We start from the raw sequence: 22,015 nt of genomic DNA on the forward strand, positions 1-22,015 counted from the left end.
CTGTTCCCGGTCGGCGCCGCTATTACTTACGCAGGACCGCCCTCAACGGCGTTCATAACCGTCAACCCGGCTTTGGGGGCCGGGAGCGGAACGCAATTCACTTCGAGGCTATAGGCGGAACGCGTGGCCGCGCACGTACACCGGCCAGGGCGGCGGGACTGCTGTCCAGACCTCTACCGGCGGGCTCTTGCGCTTGCGTGCCAGGAGCCAGGGCCGCGCCGCTGGTTTGGGGAACGCCAGGGGTTCAGGCAGCAGCGCCGGCACCAGTGCCGCCAAGGTAGTGGCGGCGAGTAGCGGTGCCTCGTGCGCCGGGCTGCTTACGTGCTTGTCGTGGCAGCTGCCGCAGGGCGCCTGGCTGGGCGGGCAGCAGGACTTGGGCGTTTCCGCCAGTATAGAAACGTCCGTCAGCACCCGGCCACAGTAGTGCATGCTGAACCCCAGCCCAGGGCTGGAGAGCAGGTACACGAATAGCAGTAAAAAGCTAAGGAGGCGTTTCAAAAGAGAAGTGTTATCCGAATCCTCACCAAGGCGAACAGATTCAGGACTTTAGATTACAAAGGTACCGACCAGCCAGGCCGGGGGTATTACAGAATTGAGCCGGGGGCTTGCAAGCTTAGGCGGACAACACGTTGCCGGCAACGCGGTCAAACACATGAGGGCCAGGGCGGTCAACCAGCAGAGTAGCTACCTGCAAAGGGGATAGGGGCTCCACGCTTGACAGGGTAGCGAGGCGCGGCGCTAAGCGTTCCCAGCCCTGAGCGGCTCCTTGCTGCTTGGGGAAACACGACAGCGCGCGCCGCAGAAAGGTGTCAAAGTCCTGGTCGTCGGTTAAATCGGCAGAATATACCATGGGAAGCAGTTGATAAGGTGTACTGAGGTGATAACGCTACCTTCCGTTCATCATCGACCCGTTCATTGCCATGTGGCCGTTCTGCATCGTGCAAGCGCTTGACGACGCAGTCGTGGAGGCCGTCGTAGCCGTTTGCCCTTCGCTCGTGGTCAGCGTACGAGCCGGGGTCGGGTCACCGGTTTTGCAGTGCTCGCAGGAAGCGAGTGTGAAGCCGGCCAGCAGCAAAACGGGGAGCAGATAGGCGAGCTTTTTCATGATAGCGAAGCCAAAAAGTTGAGAAGAGATTTTAAAAATTTTCGGGCTATGCGGGCCCCTGGTTGCTTCCAGAAAAAAAGGAAAGCATTGATTAACAAAGCCAAGGGCGTCGGCGGACGTGTTTAAACTGGTCTACTGCGGCCGACGCCCTGGCCTTCTAATACTTACATTTTTACTTACATTTTCATGTTGCCCATCTTGCCGGACTTCATTTTGCCGCCCTTCTTCATTTCACTCATGGAAGACATTTTGCCATCCATCATCATGCACTGACCGTCCTTCATGGTCATCTTGGTGCCGTCCTTTTTCATGCAGGTGCCGTCGGTCATGCACATCGAGCCGTCGCTCATGGTCATGTTCTCGGTCATGGGCATCATTTTGCCGTCCTTCATCATCATCATTTTACCGTCTTTCATCATGCAACCGTCCATAGACATTTTGTCCATGGACTTGCCGGCTTTAGCCGACTTGGCCTTAGGGGCCGTTTGGGCAGTGGCGACGGTAGTGAGCCCGGTAACGAGCAGCACGGAGAGGAGATATGTGAACTTTTTCATGGTTGATAAGCGAAAGGGTGAAAAATTTGCCGGGAGAATTCCCAGTTGGGTTACTTCTTATCCAGCGGTTAGGATTGGTATAATTCTCGGGGCAATCCTGTAAGATTAGCCGCCGGGTCACCTTCGAGCTGCCGGCGGTAGTCCGTGGGAGAAACCCCGTTGACCTGCCGAAACTGCCGCGACAAATGCCCCAGGCTGCTGTAGCCCAATGCCTGCGCAATGCGCCCAACCTCCATCCCGGAGCTGCGCAGCAGCTGTTCCACCGTGGCGATGCGCTGGCCGATGATGTAGCGCTCCAGGCTCAGGCCCTGCGAGGTCGAAAAAACGTTGCTCAGGTACGAGAACTTGCGGCCCAGCCGCTGGCTTAGGATTTGGGGGCAGCGGCCGCAGCGCAGCTCTTCGGGAGCCGTGCGCAGCAAGTCCGCAACCGTTTGCTTAATGTCGTTCACTAAGTGCTCGTGCGGGGCTTGCAGTTCCAACAGCGCAAACCCTTCGGCTACCAGCTGTTCGCGCAGTTGTGCCCAGTCGATGGCCTGTGCCGGCTCGGCAACCTCTACTTCGCCCAGCTCTACCCGACGGGCCGTCAGGCCGAGCGAGTGCAGGAGCTCGCGCATCACCAGTACGCCGCGCCGGCATACCATGTGTTTGACGTAGAATACGGTGGAACCGGCGTCGGCCATGGGTTCAACAAGACTAGATTAATGGGGGCGGCGGGTCTACCCCGCCGCCTTTAGCTACGCTTTCTCAGGGCCATGTGGCACTTGGGGCACGAACCCGGCACGGCACTGGTCTCGGAAGGGTGCATGGGGCACGCATAAGCGGCGGCGGCCTTTTGCGTTGCCGAGGCCTCCTTCAGCGACTCGAAGCGGGCGCTGATGGACTGGCCGTCGCGTTTCAATTGCACGGTTACGGCCCCCGGAGCCGCCCCCTTGGGCAGCACAGCCTGCAACCGGTCACTGCCCGCGGGGGCTAGGGGCAGGGAAGTGGGTTGGCCACCCCGGTCAATCAGCGCCGTTCCCGTAACCTGTCGATTGGAAAGCGGCTGCATTTTTCCGTCGAACAAGTACACGGCCAGCAGCTGCCCCTGCTGCACCGCCTCGATGTGATAAGTGCCCGCCGTGTGCACGACGCCCCCATGAGGGGAGGGATGAGCGTGGGTTTCGCCGCTGGCCTGATAGGTAGGCGCGGCAGCAGAAGGTTGGGTGGATTGCGCCGGGGATGAGTGCTGGAGGCCCACTAGGAGCGCCAGCAAAAACAGTGACTTTTTCATAAACAGGAATGGGGTTGCCCCGGCTGCCGCGGCGGGAGGGCCGCCGGCACAAAGCCCAGGGTGTGAAGGGAAGTTTGGCGGGAGCAGGCCCCGAAATCAGCAGCGTGTGATGCGGAATGACGAGCGGCCGGAAGTCCCTGAAAAAATGATTAGCTGCAGCAAAGCCGGCCAAAGGATTGGTCAGGGTATTGCCAGCAGGAGAGAAAGGGTCTTGGCAGGTGCGCTATTTTACCCGGGTAGGGTAAGGGCCACACGGGCTAAAGACAGCGGCATAGAAGCCGAAAAGTGGAACGCCGAATGAGGCGTCCAGGCGCGGATAAACGCGCGAAGCCCATGGCCGAAAGCCCCGGTGCCTGGATAAAGGCCGGGGTTGGCAGGGGAGCAATTAGCTAGATAAGAAAAGCATGCCCGCGCACGTAGGCGGGGCACTCGGGCGGGGGCGCGGCGTGGGCCGTGAGCCCGGATTCCGGCTCATCGAGCGGGAGTGTAAACGTGCTAAGGTGCCATACCAGCGGCAGCAGCGCCGGAGCGGGGGCTATGGCCGGGGCGGCAACCTTGACGCCGCTCGTTGTGAGCTTTACGTCCTTAACGGAACTGGTTACGACCTGGTCGTGGCAGCAGCCGCGGGCTGGGGCGCGCATGGCCTGGCAGCAGCAACTGCGGGGGATTTGCTGCTTAATGGAAACTCCTTCCAAGCTTTGACCGCAGAAATGCATGCTGTACACCAACCCAGGGCTGGAGAGCAGATACGCAAAGAGCAGAAATAAGCTGGTAAGACGTTTCACAGAGAGGGCCACTAGGCCTTAGCATACGTACCCACAAAAATACGAGGCAGAAACGCAAGAGTTGGTATAAAATTCCCACCCCAAAGTTGTAAGATTAAAGTACTCTTCCGTAGGTGTCTGCCTATTTCAGGACTAAAAAAGCCGCTGACTGCGGCCTTGCCGGGCATTCTCAAACAAGTTTAGAATCTGCTTTGGGGGTAGCTAGATGGAAACTTAGGCTATAAATTAGTACCGGCAGGAGGGTAAATTGCAGCACGGGGCTCAGACCGGCTCCTGTGCCCGGAATAAGGAGCATCTTATCCGTATACGCCCAGTTTCCAGCTGACAAATGGGCTACCTCAAACAAGATGGCTCCCACGCCGCCCACCGCCATCAACCAGAAGGCGCGTAAAAGGGTCAGAGGCTGTGCCCACAGACCGTTCTGATAAACTAGCGCAAAGCCTAGATACAGTAAATCAACCATGATGGCATCTGCCAGCGAGGCCAGGGCCAGCATGGGGATGTGCGCCAGCGCGTAGGCGCCGCCCTGATACAAGGGGCAGTGAAGTATTTCCCAAGCAAAGTTCAGCAGAAAAGCCAGCGCAGTCACCCAGCGCATAAATCGCTGAAACACTAGCTTATCCGCAGCACTTTTCCGGAAATAAATATACAGCCACACCGTGCCGGCCAAGGCAATGGTTGGCGCCGCGAACATAGCCGGGGTAAGGTTGGTCATCATGTGGTGGCTGAAATAGCTATAAGGAGGCGATTAACAGGCTGCACCAACCGCTGGCTGGTCCCAACCGCGCGTGGACAGGAGCGGCTGGTAGTTGTCACTAATTTCCCGCAAAGCCGGCCCCTGGCACGGAGTGTCTTGGTGCCAAAGGCCGGAAGAGGTAGTGAGGGGCCGCAAATGCGTGAAAAACTACGGTTTGGTACTTGGCCCCAATTCAGTGGTTGGCAAATGCTGTTTCCAACCCAGCTACGCACGGCCTCATTTCTAACTCTTTTTCACCAGAGCCATGCCGCATTTGGGGCATTTGCCGGGATGGTCGGAAACTACATCAGGATGCATGGGGCAGGTGTACTGGGCGGCCTTTGGCTCAACAGCCGGGCCGTGTACATCCGTCGAAGCGGGCTGAGCCGTGGTGGTGCTGGTGGTTGTATCGGTCGGGGCGCTGCCTTTGTCGGAGCAGCCGGTGGCTAGCAGCAGGCTGGCCAAGGCGAAGCCGTGGAGCAAAATACTTTTCATGGGTCTGGACTGGTGATAAAATTTAATGCCTGGCCACCGAACGGCCGGCAAGGCAAGCAAGGGTTGAGTTGAAGCGGCAAGCTTTATGAGGCTCTCCCCAACGCAGCCAGCCGCGGCGAAGTTGGGAAGAACATCTTTGACCAATGGGGGCTGTTCATGGTCTGCTCATTTGATGTTTTCGCCTTTATCACCGTCAGAAAGCCTTTTACCACGTAAAAAGCAGGCTTCTATAGCCAACTGATGGTCAACAGTGCATCCTCGAAATCTACCAATCTTACAAGCTGGCCGTGGAAATTTTGCCCGTCAGGACCAGCATCACCGAATCTTACAGGTCCCGATGCAAATTCCAACAATCTTTCTGCCCTTACAAACTGTTTAAGGAGTTGCACCTGCCATTGTCGGTGGTGCTGCAACCCCCATGTTTTATGCAGCCTAAGCACTTGCCTAATCCCGCAGTCCCGACGGGTAGCCCTGCTTCTGTCGTAACCGAATCCGCTACCCTTAACATCGAGGGCATGACCTGCGCCTCCTGCGCTAACTTCGTAGAAAAGGCCCTGGCCCGCACGCCCGGCGTGGAACGCGCGATGGTCAACCTGGCCAGCGAGAAAGCCACCGTCGAGTACCGGCCGGCTCAAATTGACCGGGCGGGACTAAAGGCGGCCGTGCAGCAGGCCGGTTACGAGGTGCTCGACACCGCCGCCTCAACCAGCCCACTGGCCAGCGACGACGAGCTCGAAGCGCGCAAAGCCCAGGGCTACGCCCAACTCAAGCGCCGCTTTAAGGTCGCGGCTTGGCTGGCCGCCCTCATCATGCCCCTGAGCATGCTTATGCTCTGGCCCGCCATGACGGCGCGGGTGTCCACGCCGCTCCTGAATTACGGGCTGCTGGTGCTGACCCTGCCGGTTATTTTCTACAGCGGACGGGAGTTTTTCGAGTCCGCCTGGAGCAGCTTCCGCCACCGCACGGCCACCATGGACACGCTCATTGCCGTGGGCACCGGCACGGCTTTCCTCTACAGCCTGGCGGCCACCGTGCTGCCGCACTGGTTTATGCAGCGCGGCCTGATGCCGGAGGTGTACTACGACACGACGGCCACCATCATCGCCCTGATTTTGCTGGGCAAGGTGATGGAGGCCCGCGCCAAAACCCAGACCTCGGCGGCCATCAAAGCGCTAATGGGCCTGCAGGCCAAGACCGCCCGCGTGGTGCGGGCTGGACAGGAAGTGGACATCCCCATCGAGCAGGTGCAGCTCGACGACGTGGTGGTGGTGCGCCCCGGCGAAAAGGTGGCCACCGACGGCGTGGTACTGGAAGGGCAATCGGCCGTGGACGAGGCCATGCTCACCGGGGAGAGCCTGCCGGTGGAGAAGAAACAAGGCGACAACGTGTTTGGCGCCACGCTCAACAAAACCGGGTCCTTCCGTTTCAGGGTGAGCAAGTTGGGCGCCGACACCATGCTGGCCCAGATTGTGAAGCTGGTTTCTGACGCCCAGGGCAGCCGGGCGCCCATCCAGCGGCTGGCCGATAAAATCAGCGCCGTCTTCGTGCCCGTAGTCATCATTATTGCCCTGCTCACCTTCGGGCTGTGGTTCGACCTGACGCCGGCTAACCTGCGCCTGCCGCTGGCCCTGGTCAACTTCGTGGCCGTGCTCATCATTGCCTGCCCCTGCGCGCTCGGGCTGGCCACGCCCACGGCCATCATGGTGGGCACCGGCAAGGGCGCCGAGCACGGTGTGCTGATTCGCAACGCCGAAGCCCTGGAAAAAGCATACAAGGTGAACACCGTGCTGCTGGATAAAACCGGCACCATCACCCGCGGCGAGCCGTCCGTCACCGATTTCGTGCTCACCAACGGGGGCACTCCCGCCGGCGTGCTGCCGCTGCTGGCCGCCGTGGAGCGGCAGAGCGAGCACCCGCTGGCCGAGGCCGTGGTAAAATATGCCGACGCCAGCGGGGGAACGTCTGCCACCGCCACCGGCTTCCAGGCCTATGAAGGCCGTGGGGCTGGAGCCGATGTGGAAGGGCAACAGATTCTTATTGGCAACCGCCGCCTGCTGGAGGAAAACCAGGTGCAAGTGTCCTCGGCCACCGAACAGCAGGCAAACCAGCTGCTGAACCAGGCCAAAACGGTGCTCTACGCCGCTATCGGCGGGCACGTGGCCGCCCTGATTGGGGTGGCCGACACGGTGCGAGAATCCAGCCTGGCCGCCATTCAAGCCTTGCAGGCCCAGGGGTTGGAAGTGGTGATGATGAGTGGCGACAACCAACAGACGGCGGCGGCGGTGGCCGAGCAGGTGGGCATCAAACGCTTCTTTGCCGAAGTGCTGCCGGCCGACAAAGCCGGCAAGGTGAAGGAGCTGCAGGCCGAGGGCCGCACCGTGGCGATGGTGGGCGACGGCATCAACGATGCCCCCGCCCTGGCCCAGGCCGACATCGGCCTGGCGATGGGCGGCGGCACCGACGTGGCCATGGAAGCGGCGGGCATCACCCTCATGCGCTCGGACCTGCAGGGCGTGGTGACGGCTATTGACCTGTCGCGCCAGACCATGCGCACCATCAAGCAGAACCTATTCTGGGCCTTTTTCTACAACCTGCTGGGCATTCCCATCGCGGCCGGGCTGCTCTACCCGTTCACGGGCTGGCTGCTCTCGCCCATGCTGGCGGCCGGGGCCATGGCCCTGAGCTCGGTGTCGGTGCTCACCAACTCGCTGCGCCTGCGCGGCTTCACAGCCGGTGCGCGCTAAGCGCCCGGACCTCTCATACGCTTATGGATACGACTCAACTAGTGGTTACTTTTACCGTGACGGGGCTGATAAGCTTCGTCGTCTGGTTTTTCTTTTTTGCGCCGCACCGGGTGGCCACCGCCGTGTCTACCAGTGCGGGGGTGCAGCAGGTCGACATCACCGTAAAAGGCGGCTACTCGCCCGACGTGATTGAAGTAGAGCGCGGCAAGCCCGTGCAGCTCAACTTTTACCGCGACGAGGAAAACAGCTGTTCGGAAGAGATTTTATTCCCCGACTTTAGCATCCGCCGCGACCTACCCGCCTTCCAAACAACGGCCGTGGAGCTGCTGCCCCAGCAGGCGGGCCAGTTTGAGTTTACCTGCGGCATGCACATGCTGCGGGGGAGCCTCGTTGTCAAGTAACATGAACCTTCCTGCCGGCTTGCCGTCATCTGCTCCGGGTACTTCCCGCTTGTTTATCCGCAACATGGTGTGCCCGCAATGCGTGCGCATGGTACGCCGCAAGCTGGAGGAAGTGGGCCTGAGCGTGCAGTTCGTGACCCTGGGCGCGGCCGATGTGCTCACCCCCCCGGACGGCGAACTACCGCTGGCCGCCGTGCGCGCCAGCCTGGAGGAGGTAGGCTTTGAAGTGGTGGAGGACCTGGCCCGCCAGCTCGTGGAACAAACCAAAACGCTGGTGCTGGAACTGGTGCATTACACGGCGCCTGCCGACCGGATGCACAACTTTTCCTATTACCTCAGCCAACGCCTGCAGCGGGACTACCACTACCTGTCCCAACTGTTTTCCGCTCACGAGGGCCTGACGCTGGAGAAGTATATCATCCGCCAGAAGGTAGAGCGCGCCAAGGAGCTGCTTAGCTACCAGGAAGCCACGGTAGCCGACGTAGCCCAGCAGTTGGGCTACAGCAGTGCCGCCTACCTGACCAACCAATTCAAGCAGGTCACGGGCCTCTCACCCTCGGAATTTCAGCGCCTGGGTCCCGGCAGCGCCGGCCGCCGCAGCCTCGATGACTTGATTTAAGTGGAGAGCATCAAAAAGTGTGGGGCAAATAGTTCACGTGGACATCGATGAGGGCTCTGGGTAAAAAATTACTCACGCAGTTGGACCTTTACTGGCAAGAGCACAGAAGTAATCCATACTTTTTGATGCTTTACCGCATTTGTTGTCCTTGCACAGGCGCCAGACACTATAACAAGGCCACTACTTGGGGAGGCCAAAAATTCGCCTGTTGAAAGAGCTAGTGAACTGTCGGGTCGAAAAAACAAAGAACAGCGCTACCACCGGTCTTGTCGGTCGTAGCGCTGTTCTACATGCGTAGGGTGCCGCCGGATTAGCAGCAACACCCGCCGCCTTTACTCCGGGGTGCTTTGGCTGGGGCCTCAGCCTGGTCGTGCAGCGTGTAGCCCGCCTGGGCCACGGCCGCTTTAAGGTCCACGGGACGCGCCACGGTCGAGTCGTACGTAACGGTAGCCGACGCGGACCCCACCTCAACCGTGGCAGTGCTCACGCCGTCCACGGCGGACAGGGCGCGCTGGACCGTTCCGGCGCAGGACCCACAGGTCATACCTTCAACGGCAAAGGTTTCCCGCACTAATGAGTCGGGATTATTGATGCGGACAGTTTCCATAACAAAAAAATTAGAGGGTGGACAAAAGCGGTCAATACGGCCCCAGGTGGAGGGACAGAACGATTAGCATACCTGGCTTGGTGCCTTGATGCTTATTTACGAAGCCGTTTAAACAGCCATAAAATCCCTACTAGCAGCAGCACGAAACCCAATCCCACCAGCATCATGCCGATGCCCATGCTGCCGCAATAGCCGTTCATGTTCATTCCACGCATCATAGCGTTGGGATTGGGAAGAAATATGCGCAAAGGCTGCTGGCCCGATGCTGTAATGCCATATGCCTTCGTATGGCGTTAAAACCAGCAGGGCAGCGCATTTTTCATGGTAGTTGGGCTGGTCGGTGAAAAGTAGCGTTGCAGTACCTACTATTATACCCCCTCCTTGACAGGTAGGTTTGTCATAATTCCGCCTGGAAGTTATAAGATTTGCCGGCTCGCTTCGGGCATCGAAACTCCGCCAAGCATATTGCTTATCTAGTAAATGCCCCACAAACGGCCTCAATAAACATTTGTGAAACACTATTGAGACCAACGGCCGCGGGGACGAGGCCCGCCGAATCAGGCCGCATACGTCAGCTCTCCCTCTTGTTGCTTTACAGGGCCATTTCGCTCCCATTAAGTCAAGGCTGTCGACCTAAAAATCTAGAATACGAACATCAGCAGGACTGTAACCAGAAAACAAGTCACTACTACCGCTTGCCCGGCCCAGGAAACCGGCCCCGTCTGCGGTGTCTCCCCCGTGCCGCCGAAATACATGACGGCGACAATGCGCAGGTACACGGCCAGCGAAAGCACGCTGTTGAGTACGGCGGCCACGGCCAGCCACGTATAGCCCGCGGCCATCGTCGCCTCGAACAGCAGCAGCTTGCCCGCGAAGCCGGCCAGGGGCGGAATGCCCACCAGCGAAAACAAAAACACGCTCAGCGCGGCGGCGGCAAATACCCGTCGGGTACCGAGCCCACGGAAATCGGCCAGGGTTTTGCCGGTGCTCAGCACCACGGCGAAGGCTCCGATGTTCATGGCGGCGTAGGCGGCGGCGAAGACGATGAGGGCCCGCCGCGCCCCGGCGCCGGCCGGCAGGCCCACCACGCCCAGCAGGAAATAGCCCGCCTGCGCGATGGTGGAATAGGCCAGCAGGCGCACCATATTCTGCTGGAGCAGGGCCAGCAGGTTGCCGAAGGTCATGGAAGCCACGGCCAGCACGGCCAGCACCAGCGGCCAGGCCACCGGCCCGTTGGCCGGCAGCGAGCGGCCTACCTGCGCCAGGGCGAAGACCACCCCGATTTTGGGCACTACCGACAGGTAGGCGGCTACCGCCACCGGCGCGCCTTCGAAGGTGTCGGGCGTCCAGAAGTGAAAGGGGAAGATGGAGGCGGCGTAGCCCAGCCCGGTAAGCAGGGTCACGAAGCCGAAGGCCAGCGCCAGCGGGGGCAGTCCGGGCCGGCTCAGGGACGTCAGCAGCGTGTCGCCGGTGATGCCCACCCAGTAGGTGAGGCCGAAGATGAGAATGCCCGTCGTCACGGTGCCGTAGATGAAGTACTTGAGGGCCCCCTCGGTGCTGGCTTTGGTCTTGGGGTAGGCAGCCAGAGCGAAGCCGCTGAGGCTGTTGATGAGCAGGCCCAGCACCAGAAACATCAGGTCGCCGGTGCCAGCCAGCAGCGCCGCGCCCAGCGTGCCGAAGCACAGCAGGCTGTAGACGGTGCCCTCGCGGGGAGTGCCGCGCAGCTCCTGGCGGGCCAGCAGGCAGCACAGCCCCGCCGCCGGGGCCAGAATGAGCACGCCCCAGTGGCTGAGCGCATCCACCCGGAAGGTGCCGGAGAAAGCCGTGGTATCCGCGCCCAACTGCCGGAGCGCGGCGGCCCCGGCCGCGCCCAGCCCGACCAGCGCCGTGCCCAGCCCCAGCCGGCGGCGGCGCAGCATCTCCGCCACCAGCGCCCCGACGGCCGTCAGCAGCAGCAGAATCTGCGGCAGCACCAGCAGCAGGTCGCGCTTCATGTCCATGCCGCCACCGCTACTCATGGCCCGCCATGATGAGGCGCTGCGTGGCGTGAATCAGGCCCAGCAGCAACTCGGGGTAAATGCCAATGAGCACGATGAGCACCACCAGCGGCCCGATGGCCCACAGCTCCCGCGCGTCCAGGTCGCCCAGCGGACTCAGCACCGCGGGCTGCTCGCCCAGAAACACCCGCTGAATGGCCCGCAGGTAGAGCGCCGTGGTAATGATGAGGCCCACGAGCAGCAGGGCCGTGGCCACCGGCGCCACTTGGTAGCCGCCCAGGAAAATCTGAAACTCGGCCGGGAAGTGGGCCAGGGCAGGCAGGCCCAGCGAGGCGAAGCTGGCCAGGATGAACAGCCCGCTCAGTACGGGGTAGGCCGGGGCCAGGCCGCCGAGCTGGCCCATGTCGCGGGTGTGGGTGCGGTCCTGCAACGCCCCAATCAGCAGGAACAGCCCGCCCGTCACGATGCCGTGGCTCACCATCTGCAAGACGGCCCCGTCGAGGCCGAAGGGGCCGCCGGCCGGGCTCAGAGCCGCCGCCGCTACCCCGAACACCACGTAGCCCATGTGGTTGACGCTGGTGTAGGCCACCATGCGCTTGATGTCGGTCTGGCCGAGGGCGGCGAAGGCCCCGTAGAGGGCCGAAAACACGGCCAGCCCCAGCACGTAGGGGGCCAGTTGCCGGAAGGCGTCGGGCGTCATTTGCAGGCCAAAGCGGATGAAGCCGTAGCAGCCCAGCTTCAGCAGCACCCCGGCCAGAATGGCGCTGCCGGCGGCCGGGGCGGCGGTGTGGGCCGTGGGCAGCCAGGTATGAAACGGGAACAGCGGCGTCTTGATGGCGAAGGCCAGCGCCAGCGCCCCGAACGTAAGAACCGCCGCCGTGCCGCCCAGGGGCGGATGGGCCAGCAGCGCCCGCATATCGAAGGTGTGCGGAGCGGCCCCGAGGTAGAGCGCCAGGATGGCCAGCAGCAAAAACAGGCTCCCCACCAGCGTGTAGATAAAGAACATGAGGGCGGCCTGCTTGGGGTTGTCGTGGCCCCAGCCGGCGATGATGAAGTACATCCCGACCAGCGTTACCTCAAAAAAGACGTAGAACAGCAGCAGGTCCAGGGCCAGGAAGGCGCCCAGGCAGGCGGTTTCCAGCAGCAGCATGAGCGCCACGAAGCTGGCCGGCTGCTCGCGGGTGTTGGCCGAGTAAATGAGGGTCGCCAGGAACAGCGTGGCCGTGAGCAGCACCAGCGGCAGGCTCACCCCGTCCACGCCCAGGCGGTAGGCCGCACCGATAGCCGGAATCCAAGGCAGCTCTTCCAGCTGCGCGAAGCCGCCGGGCACGCCCCGCGCCCACACCAGCCCGGTGGCGAGCAGCGTGAGGGCGGCCGTGCCGATGCCAATGGTGAAGGCCGTGCGCCGGCCCCGCGACCGGAGCAGCAGCAGGAGCGCGGCGCCCAGCAGCGGCAGAAATACGCTTAGGGAAAGAAGGGGGAGAGTCATGCAGTCAAGAAAAACCCGTTAAAACCAGCGAAAAAGCGAGATAAACAGCGCTGCTACCAGCGCCAGTACGCCCAGCATCGTCCACAGCAGCTCACGGTGTACCAACCCCGACTGCACCGGCCGGCTGAGCTGCCCGGCTTGCCGGAACGCGCCGGCCAGGCCCTGCACCGCGGCGGACAGGCCAGCGTCGGCGCGGCGGGCGCGGGCGGCCAAGGCCACGGTGGCGGTCCCTACTCCCGCGGCGGCTTGCCAGAGGCGCGTATCGGCGCGACGGGCGTGGGCGGCCAGGGCCAGGGTGGCGGGCCCTACCGCTGAGGCGGCTTGCCGGAGGCGTGTATCGGCTTGTCGCCCACGCCCGGCCAGCGCCAGCACGGCCCCGCCCAGGCCCACCACTTGCCCGTGCAGGTACTCGTCGAAGCGGCCACACGCGGCGGCCAGCGCCAGCGTGGGCCGCCCCACCAGCGCCGGAAAGCCGCCGCCGATGGGGTAGTTGTCCTGCACGAAGCGGAGTACCGGCATCTCGAAGTCGGCCGCCCGCAGGAACCAGCCCAGGCCCAGGCCCAGCGCAGCGGCCGTCAGGCCGGTGAGTTGGGCCGCACGGGCTTCGGGCAGCGCGTAGCCGACGAAGCGCAGCACGTCAGCCAGGAAAAAGCCGACCACGACCACGAACCCCACCAGCCCCAGCAGCCCGGCCCGCATGAGGCCGAGTCCCGCCGCAGCGGCCGCCGGGCGGGCCGGGCCGCGCCACAGCAGCCCTAGCGACCGGCCGATGTAGAGGGCCGTGAGCAGCGCCCCCCCTGCCGCCACGCCGAAGTACCACGCCGGATTGCCGGCGCCCAGACCGGCGGCCAGGATGGCATCCTTCGACCAGTAGCCCACCAGGGGCGGCACCCCCGCCAGCGCCAGGCCCGCCAGTGCCCAGCCGGCCAGCGCCACCGGGGCCGTGCGCCCGCTGCCGCTGATGCGGGCGAAGAGCGTGCTCTCGTTCTGGTGCTGAAACAGGCCCGCACTCAGAAACAGGCTGCTTTTCATAAAGGCGTGCGCGAACAGATGGCCCACGGCCGCACCCGGAAAGCCCGCCGCCAGCGCCACCAGCATGAAGCCCAGCTGGCTGGACGTGGAGGCCGCCAGCAGCTGCTTGATGTCGTTGCTGCACAGGGCGGTAAGGCCGGTCAGCACGATAGTCGCGCCGCCTACCGCGCCGATGTAAGGCAGGCTGGCCGGGGGCAGCAGCGGGTAGGCGCGCAGCAGCAGCACGACCCCGGCGGCTACCATCGTGGCCGAGTGCAGCAGGGCCGACACCGGCGTGGGCCCGGCCATTGCCCCGGCCAGCCAGCTCTGAAAAGGCACCTGCGCCGACTTGCCCATCACGGCCAGCAGCAGCGCCAGCGCCCCCACCAGCGGAATGGCCGGGCCCCGCTCGGCTTGGATGAGCGAGGTGCCGGACTGCAGCAGGATGATGATAATGCCCAGGTAAAGACCTAAATCGGTGAAACGGGTGAGCAGAAAGGCTTTGACGGCCCCCTGCCGGGCCTTATCCTCCCAGTGCCAGGTGGCAATCAGCAGGAAAGAGGCCAGGCCCATCAGCTCCCAGCCCGTCACGAACAGCAGCCAATCGGCCGAGAGCACCAGCAGCTGCATGGCCGCCACGAACAGCGACATGCTGGCCCAGAACCAGACCTTGCCCCGCTCGTGCGCCATGTAGCCGCGGGCGTAAACGAAAATCAGCAGCGCCACCATGGCGACGATTACGGCTAGCAGGGCCGTGAAAGGCGTGGCTCCCAATCCGTAAGGCAAGCCCGGCAGCCCGGGCAAGGGGAAGCGCACCACCGGGTGGTGGCGCACTTGCCAGAGCAGCCCCCCGGCCCCCACCAGGCAGCCCAGGCTGCCGGCCAGACCGAGCGCGGCCGGCCAGCGGCGCAGAACTACAATGAGCAGGGCGGCCAGCAGGGGCGCAAGGAGCAGTAGGGCCATCATGCGTTTTCCTTTAAATCAGCGGCCTCCTCGACTTCTACCGAACCCCGGCTGCGGAAGCGTTGGGTAGCCAGGGCAAAGCCCACGGCCGCCTCCAGGGCCATCACGGTCATCACGACCAGCACGAATAGCTGCAGGGCGTAGGTGTGGGGGTGCAGCAGCCGCCAGAACGCCACCAGGTTGAGCATGGCCGCGGCCAGCATCAGCTCCACGCCCATCATAATCATCACCAGGTTGGTCTGGCTGATGACGCCGTAGAGGCCAATACCAAACAGCACGGCGGCGATACTCAGGCAAATCGTAAGGGCCATAGGTCGGATTAATCGGGTTGTTTGGGGTAGGCCAGCGCCGTGGCGATGGCGGCAATCATGGCGACCAGAATGCTGGTGCCGGCCGTCTCGAAAATCATCATCGAGCGGGTCATCAGCTCGATGCCCAGGTCGTGGTTCTGCTGCGTAGCCGAAGGGGCCAGCGCCTGCGCGGGCGGCCAGGGCGTGAGCAGGGCCAGGGCCAGTACCAGCCCCACGGCGCCGATGCCCACGGCGGCGGCCGGCCGCTGCTGGTGGGTCATGTCCATGCTGCTCAGGCCGCCGGGGTCCATCATGTACATCATCATGAAAAAGGCCATGATGCTCATTTCGCCGGCCATCATCATGATTTGCAGCACGCCCAGAAACTCGGCGTCCAGGGCCAGGAACATGCCGCCCAGCGCCACCATCGCGGCCAGCAGCGACAGGGCCGAGCGGACCATCGACTTGGTGCGGAACACCCGCCAGCCGAACCAGATGGCTGCCAGGCCGAACACCCCCAGGAAAAGCAGTTGCAGCGGCGTCATAGCAAGAGCAGAATACCAACCCACAGAATATTGACCAGCGCCGCCGGCGTGGCGTACTTCCAGCTCCACTCCAGCTGCTGGTCGTAGCGCAGGCGCGGCAGGTAGCGGCCCACCCCGAAGAAGGAGGCTGCCACCAGCAGCGTTTTGAGGAACGTCCAGGCGAAGCCGGGCAGCCAAGGCCCCTGCCAGCCGCCCAGGAAAAACACGGTTACGGTCAGCGCCAGGGTCATAATCAGCAGCAGCCGGCCCAGTCGGAACAGCAGCCGCCGGGCTCCGGTGAACTCGGCCCACACGCCCCCGGCCAGCTCCCCCGCCGCCACCGGAAAGTCGAAGGGCGGCAGAAAGGCCAGCGCCAGCGCCGCCAGGTAGAACAGCCCGAAGCCGATGGGCTGGTAGACGATATTCCACAGTTCCCGTTGGGAGGTAACGATGCGGGCCGGCAGCATGGACTCGGCCCGCATCACGGTGGCGGTCAGGGCCATCACCAGCGGCATGGAGTAGGCAATGAGCTGCCCCAGGAAGCGCCAGCCGCCCAGCATGGCGTATACCCCGTTCACGGCCCAGCCGCCCATCAGCATCGCCACCATCACGTAGGCGAAGGCGGCATTCACGAACAGCGCCCCCGTGGCCAGGCCCAGCAAGGGCGCGTTGGCCGACCAGGGCAGCACCGCGGCGGCCAGCGCGGCCGTGGCTAGGAAAAGCACCGGCGCGGTTTCGTAGAAAACGGTATCCGCCTGGCGGGGGCGGATTTCTTCCTTCAGCAGCAGGTGCAGGGCCAGGCGCACCGGCCGGCCCCAGGCCAGTTGCCCGGCCACCGACCAGTATTCGAGCACCGCCAGCGCGTACACGCCGCCACCAAAAAGCAGCAGCACGACCAGCAGGGTAAGCGGATTTTCCATAAGGCGGAGCTAAGCGGTGATGGTCCAGGGTGAAATATCGAGCGAGGCAATGGTTTTCAGTGCGTCGCCCAACTCCTGCTCCCGAACGAACTCATTGACCAGGGCCACGTGCAGGGCCGAGGGGGCGTGCAGGGTGTAGGCCGTTACCTGCCCACCTTGCAGTGTCACTTCCAGCGTGGCCGTGCCCCGCGGCGTTTCCACGGAGGCCCGGCCCGTGCCCGCGGCGGCCTGGTCAGTGCTGGAGAAGGCAGGGGTAGGCGGCGCCGCGCCGAGCTGGTGCACTAATTCCTGGCTTTGCAGCATTTCCTGCAAGCGCGCCTGCAGGCGGCCCCACACGTTGTTTTCCGTCAGCACGACGGGCTCAAAGCCTACTTGCTGGTAGAGCGGGTCGAGCTGACGGGCGTCGTGAGAAACGCCCGCGGCCCTGGCCACCGGCCCGCGGGCGTGGTGCAGCAGCGGGGCCGGAATCTGGCCTACCGCAGTCAGTGACTGGCGGAGTAGCGGCAGCCGCCGCACCTGCCGCACGAATGCCGTCACGGCCGCCGGCTGGTCCGGCACCTGGCGTAGCTGCCAGTACAAGTGCTCCGCTGCCTGCCGCAGCCAGGCGTGCCCGATGGTCACGCCAAAGTCAATCAGCCAGTTGAGGTGACTGGCTATTCTTTCCTGTTCCAGCAGGATGAGCTGCGGCAGGCCCCCCGTTGCGGGCAGCCGCGTGGCCTGCGCCAGGGCTCGGTGCGCCAGCAGGTGGTAGGCCGCCGGCGTCAGCGGGTCGAGGCCAGCCAGCCAGGGGGCAAACTCCCGCGCCGGCAGGGGCAGGCAGTCCACCCGGTCCTGGTCGAGCTTGCCCCGCGTAATCACGGCCTTGGTCACGGTATCGCCGTCGAGGTGCAGGTGCAGGTTCAGGCCGCCGGGCAGGCCGGGGAAGAAGGGCCCGAAAGCGGCTTCCGAGGCTTCCATCGCTAAGCCGTCGGGGCTGCGGGGCAGGTCTTTGGTCATCTCCACCATCGACATAAAACCCATATCCATGCCGCTCATGTCCATGTCGCTCATGTCCATGCCGCTCATATCCATGCCTGGCATTTCCGTGCCCGCTTCCGCTTCCGGTTTCATCTGGTCACCCATCATGTCCGGCATGTTCATGCCTTCGGCGTGCGGCATGGGGCCGGCCGGCATGGCCGCGTGGTCGTGGCTGGCCTGGGCGGCGGGAGGCTGGTGGTGCTCGGCGTGGGGGCCGGGGTCGGGCGAATCAACTGCGGGCGGTGCAGGCGGCTCCTTTGGGTCTGTCGGCGGCATCGTTTGATGCGCGTGTTGGTCGTTCGCCGCGGGCTCCTTAGCAGTCTCCTTCCCAGACGGTTTGTCGGCCGCCTCCGGCATCGGGTGGTGCTCATGCGGCCCGTTTGCAGGCAATGCGGCCGCATCCGGCTGGGGCTTCATGCCGGAGTGGTCCAGGTCTTTCATCATGCCCTCCATATCCATGCCGCCGTGCTCCATAGCGCGGTGGTCCATGCTGCCATGGCCTTTGTGGTCGCCTTTTTCCTGCTGCCCCGCGATAACCTGCTCGATAAAGGCCGGGGCAAAGGGCTGCGCTTCCGGGGCCCAGCCCTGGGCGGTTAGCAGGCGGCAGGCTTCGGGGCGCAGCGCCAGCAGGCCCTCTTGATTGAGTGGCAGGCGAATACCTGGAGCCGGCAGAGGGGCAGTTTCCAGCTCCCCCATCACGGCCAGCAGGCGCGGTCGGGGCAGTTGAGCAAAAATCACAGCCGCGTTTTCAGCCAGGCCGGACGGCAAAGACCCTGTTATCAGCAGTATATCGGCTTCGCGCGGGTTTCGGGCAATAGTCAGTCCGGCTGGGGCCAGCTCTAATCCGAGGGCCCGGAGCACGTCCTCGCCCGGCACTGCGAACACCTTCAGGGTCTGAAACCCGGTTTTCATGAGCCACTGCTTCCATGGACTCAGCCGGCCCGCGCGGGCCCCAAACACGAAGGCTGACAGCATCTTACTGGCGTTTTAGCCCGCCCTGGCTCCAGGTGTACACCAGGCCCAGAAAGAGAATTGTTAGAAAAACGCCCATGTCCAGCAGGGCCGTGATACCTAATTCTTTGTACACCACCGCCCAGGGATACATGAATGCCATCTCCATGTCGAAGCACAGAAAGAGCAGGGCAAAGCCATAGTAGTGCACATGGTAGCGAACCCAGGCCGGTTTCAGGGCGAGTTGGCCGCTCTCGGCAGGCACGTCCTTGCCAGGCTCGGCCAGCGGCTTGCCCAGCGAGGCTTTGAGCAGATACAGCACGAGCGCAAACGCCACGGTAACCACCAGCATACCCAGGAGTAGCAGGTAGTGCGGGATGCTTTTCATAGGCCACGACTCACGATAGGACAAAGTGTTGTCATTCGCTGGAATTTAAAGGCTAAATAAAGATGTGGCGGGCAGCGGCCCTAGCAATCTGGCGGCCCGGCGGATTGGCTTGTCATGAACTGCAAGTGGTTGCCGGCGGGGTCAACCAGGGTTACGCTATCCGGCTGGGTTTCCAGAATCCGTCCTTGATTCTCGCCGCTGACGGTGACACGCTGTTCAAACCGCTGCTGGTAAGCCGCCGCCTGCGGCACGGGCAAGACGACTTTAGCGGGCTGGCCGCGCGCGGAGAGCAGCAGGGAGTAGCCGTTCATCAGGTCATAGCGTAGTCCGTCCGGTGTAGGCGTGCCCGGTTGCCCGAGCACATCCGTGTACCAATGCGCGGAAGCCGGCAGGTCAGAAGCAAAAATTGGCTGCTCGTTGGTCATCCTAGGCAGGTAAGTCGTACGACGTTTTTTTGGCAGGCCGCCAGGGCTGCCAATACGCTGGGGGCACACAGCTCTTGTTCAGTCACTGGTGCGGCGGCTGGTTATCCCAAGCGTTACGCTGCCAGCGGCACAAAAGGTTAATCATATTCCCACTTTTCAATTACAGGATTCCTGTGAGCGAGCGAGTCTGCCACTGCTCGGGTGAGGTGGCCCGGCTAAGCCAGATACTTTGGGACATTGTTTGGCGGCGGGTTTCTGAGGGTTGGGCGATTGGTAACCTGCCTTCATTAGCTGATAAGCCCAATTCCCCGCCTAGTACGTACAGACTAAAGTGGTGCGGCTTTCGGCGAACGGGTGGTCTTTACCAGACGCGGCCAGCACCGCACCGAAGCGCACGTCCGTTGCATTCGAAGCGTTGCCTTATAATGCAGGTATTCAAAGAGCTCTGCTATGTCCCTTTCCGCTGATGATACTGCCGGCATGACGCAACTCCTGCGTTACGTACTCACCATCGACAACATGTGCGCGCCGGACTGCATCGTGTGGGTGCGCGAGCAGCTCACGGGGCTAGGCCTGGTGGTAGACCGCGTAGCCGTGAGCGAAGCCGAAGTGGCTACTGCCCACGTCAAGGGGCCCGACCTGGAGGCCATCCAGGCGGCGCTGGAGGCGGGCGGTTACCAGCTGGTGAGCGCCGTGACCAAAGTCGGCTAGCGCACCGGCGCTGTTGGGAACGGCCGCTTCGGCCCTGGTAAAGCAAGGCAACAACGCTCCGCCCACCGTCAGCACCAAGTGCCACCGGTACATCTCGCCAGACGAAGACGCCGCCCAGCAATTCCTGGACACCAAGGGCACCATCAGCAAAGACAAAGTCTGCCTGCGAGCGGCGCTCAACACGCCCTAGGAAACGCGCCCATTACCTTGCCTCCGGCACTCGCCGCTTGTTCGTATGCGTGAACAACGACAACTACACTACCGACGCCACGGCCACGCTGAGCGTGAGCGCCCTGGTGCAGGCGTGTAAGCAGTATTAGTCCATTGCCTTGCGGCTTAGAAGCTTCCGCACCCAACTGCGCAATGCATAAATACGGGAGCGGAGGTAGCACTCGTGGCAATGGCTGAAGTTCCACAAGCAGTCTACCGTATCCGTGATGAGGTGAAACAGCAGGCCCATGGCAACCGGTTGCGTTGCCGGAAACAGCAGCAGCAGCGCGTACAGGGGGATGGCGTAAAAAGAGTGCAGCGGGTGATACCCGATGCTGCAGCGCAGCGGGTCGAAAATGGGCTTGGCCAGCAGGTGGTCCAGGTCCATGAGCATCGTGGCCAGCATCATCAGGTAGGCGGCTTGCCACATCAAGGGGAAAAACACCAGTGCCAGCACGGCCGGAAACAGAAAGTGCAGGCTGTAATGTACCAGCGTCTGGGCGCTGAACAGCTTCGTTGGGAACTGCCGGCGGAGCCCGCGCGGCGCTACCGGCCGGGTTTCACCGCGCGCGGTATCCCCGGGCGCGGCTTTAGCATGCCCCCTGCCTGATTTGCCCACCGGCTCCTTTTTCTCCCTGCGCACGTGGGCCGGCGAGCTCACTTCCCGAGGCCGCACCTCCGGCTTACTCTTTCCCGGCGGGGTGACAGGGTGCCCGGGGGCGTTAACCACCACTGCCGTATCAACGCGCGGGGCCCTCGGCGGGGGGCGATATCCAGCGGAAGCGGGAAACTGAGGGACTACAACGGACGACCGGCAACTAGCCAGTACCAGCGTTAGACCGACGGTGACGTACAGCATGACGCGGAAGACAGGCAATGGAAGCATAGGGGGCTTGTGGTAAAAGCCGGGTGCCGGTAGCGTTGCCCCGGGCTGCTACTTCTGCAGGCGGAGAAGCATGCGCTTCATCTGGCCAATCTCGCGCTGCTGGGCGCTGATGATGCTGTCGGCCAGAGCCCGCACTTCGGGGTCTTTGATGGTGGCCCGCTTGCTGACCAGAATGGCAATGGAGTGGTGCGGAATCATGGCTTTCATCCACAACTTATCATCGACGAACACCTGCGTGCGGACCATGAAGATGACCACCGCAAACAGCACCAGGCTGCCGCCCATAATCAGCGCGTTGCGGCGCTTGTCGGGATACATGCTCCACATAAAGCCCATCATAATAAAAGTCATGGGCACCAGCATGAGCAAGGCCATGTACACGCGCGTCAGGCTGAAGTACACGTGGTCCCATTCGTAGACGTTCAGGTACATCACGGGATACATGGCTACCAGCGAGACGGCCAGCATCAGGAAAAAGCGGGGATAGGGATTCTTATGTTCCATACAGGCGAGGGATGTTGGTTAGGGGCGTTCGGTTAAGCTGTCCACCCAGGTTCATCAATAAAGAAAATCAGCTGGGAAGTGCCTCGCCGGTTGGTTCGAGGAGCGTGAGCTCATTGTTGGCCGGGTCGACCAGGGTGAGATGACCTGGTCCGGCCGCTACTATCCGTCCCTGATTTTCGCCCGGCACCAACGGGCGGTGCTCAAACCGCTGCCGGGCGGCGTCCACGGACTCCACCGGGAGCACGTGCGCCCCGGGCGGAGCCTGGGCGGAAAACACCAGGGTATCGGCGCCGGGCAGGTGCAGCGTGGCGGCATCTGCCGGCGCAATGTCTGCCGGCAGGTTGAGTACGTCGGCATACCAGCGCCGCGAGGCGGACAGGTCCGGGGCGAAAATGTAGCGAGTGGCCATAAGC

28 protein-coding genes are annotated in these 22,015 nt (G+C 62.9%); 5 read left to right on the top strand and 23 right to left on the bottom strand.

Features of this window, described 5'->3' with window-relative positions; genetic code table 11:
- Positions 1-108: 108 nt before the first annotated feature.
- The 9 genes from J4D97_RS15615 to J4D97_RS15655 all read right to left on the bottom strand — a co-directional run bounded on the left by J4D97_RS15615 (position 109) and on the right by J4D97_RS15655 (position 4,945).
- On the bottom strand, positions 109-498 hold the full coding sequence (locus J4D97_RS15615; protein ID WP_208308358.1) for an HYC_CC_PP family protein: 390 nt from the start codon (positions 496-498) through the stop codon (positions 109-111).
- A 115-nt stretch (positions 499-613) separates the two neighbouring features.
- Entirely contained in the window at positions 614-850 is a 237-nt protein-coding gene (locus J4D97_RS15620) for a hypothetical protein (protein ID WP_208308359.1), read from the bottom strand.
- Positions 851-886: 36 nt separating this feature from the next.
- On the bottom strand, positions 887-1,105 hold the full coding sequence (locus J4D97_RS15625; RefSeq protein ID WP_208308360.1) for a hypothetical protein: 219 nt from the start codon (positions 1,103-1,105) through the stop codon (positions 887-889).
- A 176-nt stretch (positions 1,106-1,281) separates the two neighbouring features.
- Positions 1,282-1,659 (bottom strand): DUF6799 domain-containing protein, encoded by a 378-nt coding sequence (locus J4D97_RS15630; protein ID WP_208308361.1) that lies wholly within the window; start codon positions 1,657-1,659, stop codon positions 1,282-1,284.
- Between the two features lie 68 nt (positions 1,660-1,727).
- Positions 1,728-2,339, bottom strand: a complete 612-nt coding sequence (locus tag J4D97_RS15635) for a helix-turn-helix domain-containing protein (protein WP_208308362.1) — start codon at positions 2,337-2,339, stop codon at positions 1,728-1,730.
- Between the two features lie 50 nt (positions 2,340-2,389).
- Entirely contained in the window at positions 2,390-2,929 is a 540-nt protein-coding gene (locus tag J4D97_RS15640; RefSeq protein ID WP_208308363.1) for a heavy metal-binding domain-containing protein, read from the bottom strand.
- A 389-nt stretch (positions 2,930-3,318) separates the two neighbouring features.
- The gene (locus J4D97_RS15645; RefSeq protein ID WP_208308364.1) at positions 3,319-3,714 is read right to left on the bottom strand and encodes an HYC_CC_PP family protein; all 396 of its coding nucleotides are present in this window, start codon (positions 3,712-3,714) and stop codon (positions 3,319-3,321) included.
- Positions 3,715-3,883: 169 nt separating this feature from the next.
- The gene (locus J4D97_RS15650; RefSeq protein ID WP_243900346.1) at positions 3,884-4,432 is read right to left on the bottom strand and encodes a hypothetical protein; all 549 of its coding nucleotides are present in this window, start codon (positions 4,430-4,432) and stop codon (positions 3,884-3,886) included.
- A gap of 261 nt (positions 4,433-4,693) precedes the next feature.
- Positions 4,694-4,945, bottom strand: coding sequence for a heavy metal-binding domain-containing protein (locus J4D97_RS15655; RefSeq protein ID WP_208308445.1), 252 nt, complete (start codon positions 4,943-4,945; stop codon positions 4,694-4,696).
- Positions 4,946-5,370: 425 nt separating this feature from the next.
- Between J4D97_RS15655 and J4D97_RS15660 the strand changes: the two genes are divergently transcribed.
- The 3 genes from J4D97_RS15660 to J4D97_RS15670 are packed head-to-tail and all read left to right on the top strand — an operon-like array spanning position 5,371 to position 8,709.
- The gene (locus tag J4D97_RS15660; protein WP_208308365.1) at positions 5,371-7,689 is read left to right on the top strand and encodes a heavy metal translocating P-type ATPase; all 2,319 of its coding nucleotides are present in this window, start codon (positions 5,371-5,373) and stop codon (positions 7,687-7,689) included.
- 23 nt (positions 7,690-7,712) lie between these two features.
- The gene (locus J4D97_RS15665; protein WP_208308366.1) at positions 7,713-8,090 is read left to right on the top strand and encodes a cupredoxin domain-containing protein; all 378 of its coding nucleotides are present in this window, start codon (positions 7,713-7,715) and stop codon (positions 8,088-8,090) included.
- A 1-nt stretch (position 8,091) separates the two neighbouring features.
- Positions 8,092-8,709, top strand: coding sequence for an AraC family transcriptional regulator (locus tag J4D97_RS15670; RefSeq protein WP_208308367.1), 618 nt, complete (start codon positions 8,092-8,094; stop codon positions 8,707-8,709).
- Positions 8,710-9,019: 310 nt separating this feature from the next.
- On the opposite strand, the gene J4D97_RS15675 is transcribed toward J4D97_RS15670, so the two are convergent.
- The 11 genes from J4D97_RS15675 to J4D97_RS15720 form a co-directional block, all read right to left on the bottom strand.
- A complete protein-coding gene (locus J4D97_RS15675) occupies positions 9,020-9,316 on the bottom strand; it encodes a heavy-metal-associated domain-containing protein (RefSeq protein WP_208308368.1) in 297 nt (98 codons plus the stop codon).
- Between the two features lie 92 nt (positions 9,317-9,408).
- Entirely contained in the window at positions 9,409-9,534 is a 126-nt protein-coding gene (locus tag J4D97_RS23755) for a hypothetical protein (RefSeq protein ID WP_279592446.1), read from the bottom strand.
- Between the two features lie 423 nt (positions 9,535-9,957).
- Positions 9,958-11,334 (bottom strand): NADH-quinone oxidoreductase subunit N, encoded by a 1,377-nt coding sequence (locus J4D97_RS15680; RefSeq protein WP_243900347.1) that lies wholly within the window; start codon positions 11,332-11,334, stop codon positions 9,958-9,960.
- Positions 11,327-12,802, bottom strand: coding sequence for a complex I subunit 4 family protein (locus tag J4D97_RS15685; protein ID WP_208308369.1), 1,476 nt, complete (start codon positions 12,800-12,802; stop codon positions 11,327-11,329). The genes J4D97_RS15680 and J4D97_RS15685 overlap by 8 nt, the downstream gene beginning before the upstream one ends.
- Positions 12,803-12,820: 18 nt before the next feature.
- Positions 12,821-14,779: an NADH-quinone oxidoreductase subunit 5 family protein gene (locus J4D97_RS15690; protein ID WP_208308370.1), complete on the bottom strand. Its 1,959-nt coding sequence runs from the start codon at positions 14,777-14,779 to the stop codon at positions 12,821-12,823.
- On the bottom strand, positions 14,776-15,087 hold the full coding sequence (gene nuoK, locus J4D97_RS15695) for an NADH-quinone oxidoreductase subunit NuoK (RefSeq protein WP_133658818.1): 312 nt from the start codon (positions 15,085-15,087) through the stop codon (positions 14,776-14,778). Before nuoK ends, J4D97_RS15690 begins: the two co-directional genes overlap by 4 nt.
- Before the next feature lie 8 nt (positions 15,088-15,095).
- Positions 15,096-15,611 (bottom strand): NADH-quinone oxidoreductase subunit J family protein, encoded by a 516-nt coding sequence (locus J4D97_RS15700; protein WP_208308371.1) that lies wholly within the window; start codon positions 15,609-15,611, stop codon positions 15,096-15,098.
- Complete coding sequence (locus J4D97_RS15705) at positions 15,608-16,510, bottom strand: complex I subunit 1 family protein (RefSeq protein WP_208308372.1); 903 nt, start codon at positions 16,508-16,510, stop codon at positions 15,608-15,610. Before J4D97_RS15705 ends, J4D97_RS15700 begins: the two co-directional genes overlap by 4 nt.
- Before the next feature lie 9 nt (positions 16,511-16,519).
- Positions 16,520-18,502 carry a hypothetical protein gene (locus tag J4D97_RS15710; RefSeq protein WP_208308373.1) on the bottom strand — a complete coding sequence of 661 codons (1,983 nt, stop codon included), beginning with the start codon at positions 18,500-18,502 and terminating at the stop codon, positions 16,520-16,522.
- Between the two features lies 1 nt (position 18,503).
- Positions 18,504-18,866: an NADH-quinone oxidoreductase subunit A gene (locus J4D97_RS15715; RefSeq protein WP_243900348.1), complete on the bottom strand. Its 363-nt coding sequence runs from the start codon at positions 18,864-18,866 to the stop codon at positions 18,504-18,506.
- Positions 18,867-18,946: 80 nt separating this feature from the next.
- Positions 18,947-19,291 carry a VOC family protein gene (locus J4D97_RS15720; RefSeq protein ID WP_208308374.1) on the bottom strand — a complete coding sequence of 115 codons (345 nt, stop codon included), beginning with the start codon at positions 19,289-19,291 and terminating at the stop codon, positions 18,947-18,949.
- A 450-nt stretch (positions 19,292-19,741) separates the two neighbouring features.
- Between J4D97_RS15720 and J4D97_RS15725 the strand changes: the two genes are divergently transcribed.
- Positions 19,742-20,002: a hypothetical protein gene (locus tag J4D97_RS15725; protein WP_208308375.1), complete on the top strand. Its 261-nt coding sequence runs from the start codon at positions 19,742-19,744 to the stop codon at positions 20,000-20,002.
- A 13-nt stretch (positions 20,003-20,015) separates the two neighbouring features.
- The gene (locus J4D97_RS15730) at positions 20,016-20,192 is read left to right on the top strand and encodes a hypothetical protein (RefSeq protein ID WP_208308376.1); all 177 of its coding nucleotides are present in this window, start codon (positions 20,016-20,018) and stop codon (positions 20,190-20,192) included.
- A gap of 126 nt (positions 20,193-20,318) precedes the next feature.
- Here the strand turns inward: J4D97_RS15730 and J4D97_RS15735 are convergent, their stop codons facing one another.
- The 3 genes from J4D97_RS15735 to J4D97_RS15745 form a co-directional block, all read right to left on the bottom strand.
- Positions 20,319-20,855 (bottom strand): DUF6122 family protein, encoded by a 537-nt coding sequence (locus tag J4D97_RS15735; RefSeq protein ID WP_208308377.1) that lies wholly within the window; start codon positions 20,853-20,855, stop codon positions 20,319-20,321.
- A 291-nt stretch (positions 20,856-21,146) separates the two neighbouring features.
- Entirely contained in the window at positions 21,147-21,602 is a 456-nt protein-coding gene (locus J4D97_RS15740) for a DUF305 domain-containing protein (RefSeq protein ID WP_208308378.1), read from the bottom strand.
- 67 nt (positions 21,603-21,669) lie between these two features.
- Positions 21,670-22,011: a VOC family protein gene (locus J4D97_RS15745; protein WP_208308379.1), complete on the bottom strand. Its 342-nt coding sequence runs from the start codon at positions 22,009-22,011 to the stop codon at positions 21,670-21,672.
- Positions 22,012-22,015 lie beyond the last annotated feature (4 nt).

This window comes from Hymenobacter defluvii (genome assembly GCF_017589435.1).
GTDB lineage: Bacteria > Bacteroidota > Bacteroidia > Cytophagales > Hymenobacteraceae > Hymenobacter > Hymenobacter profundi.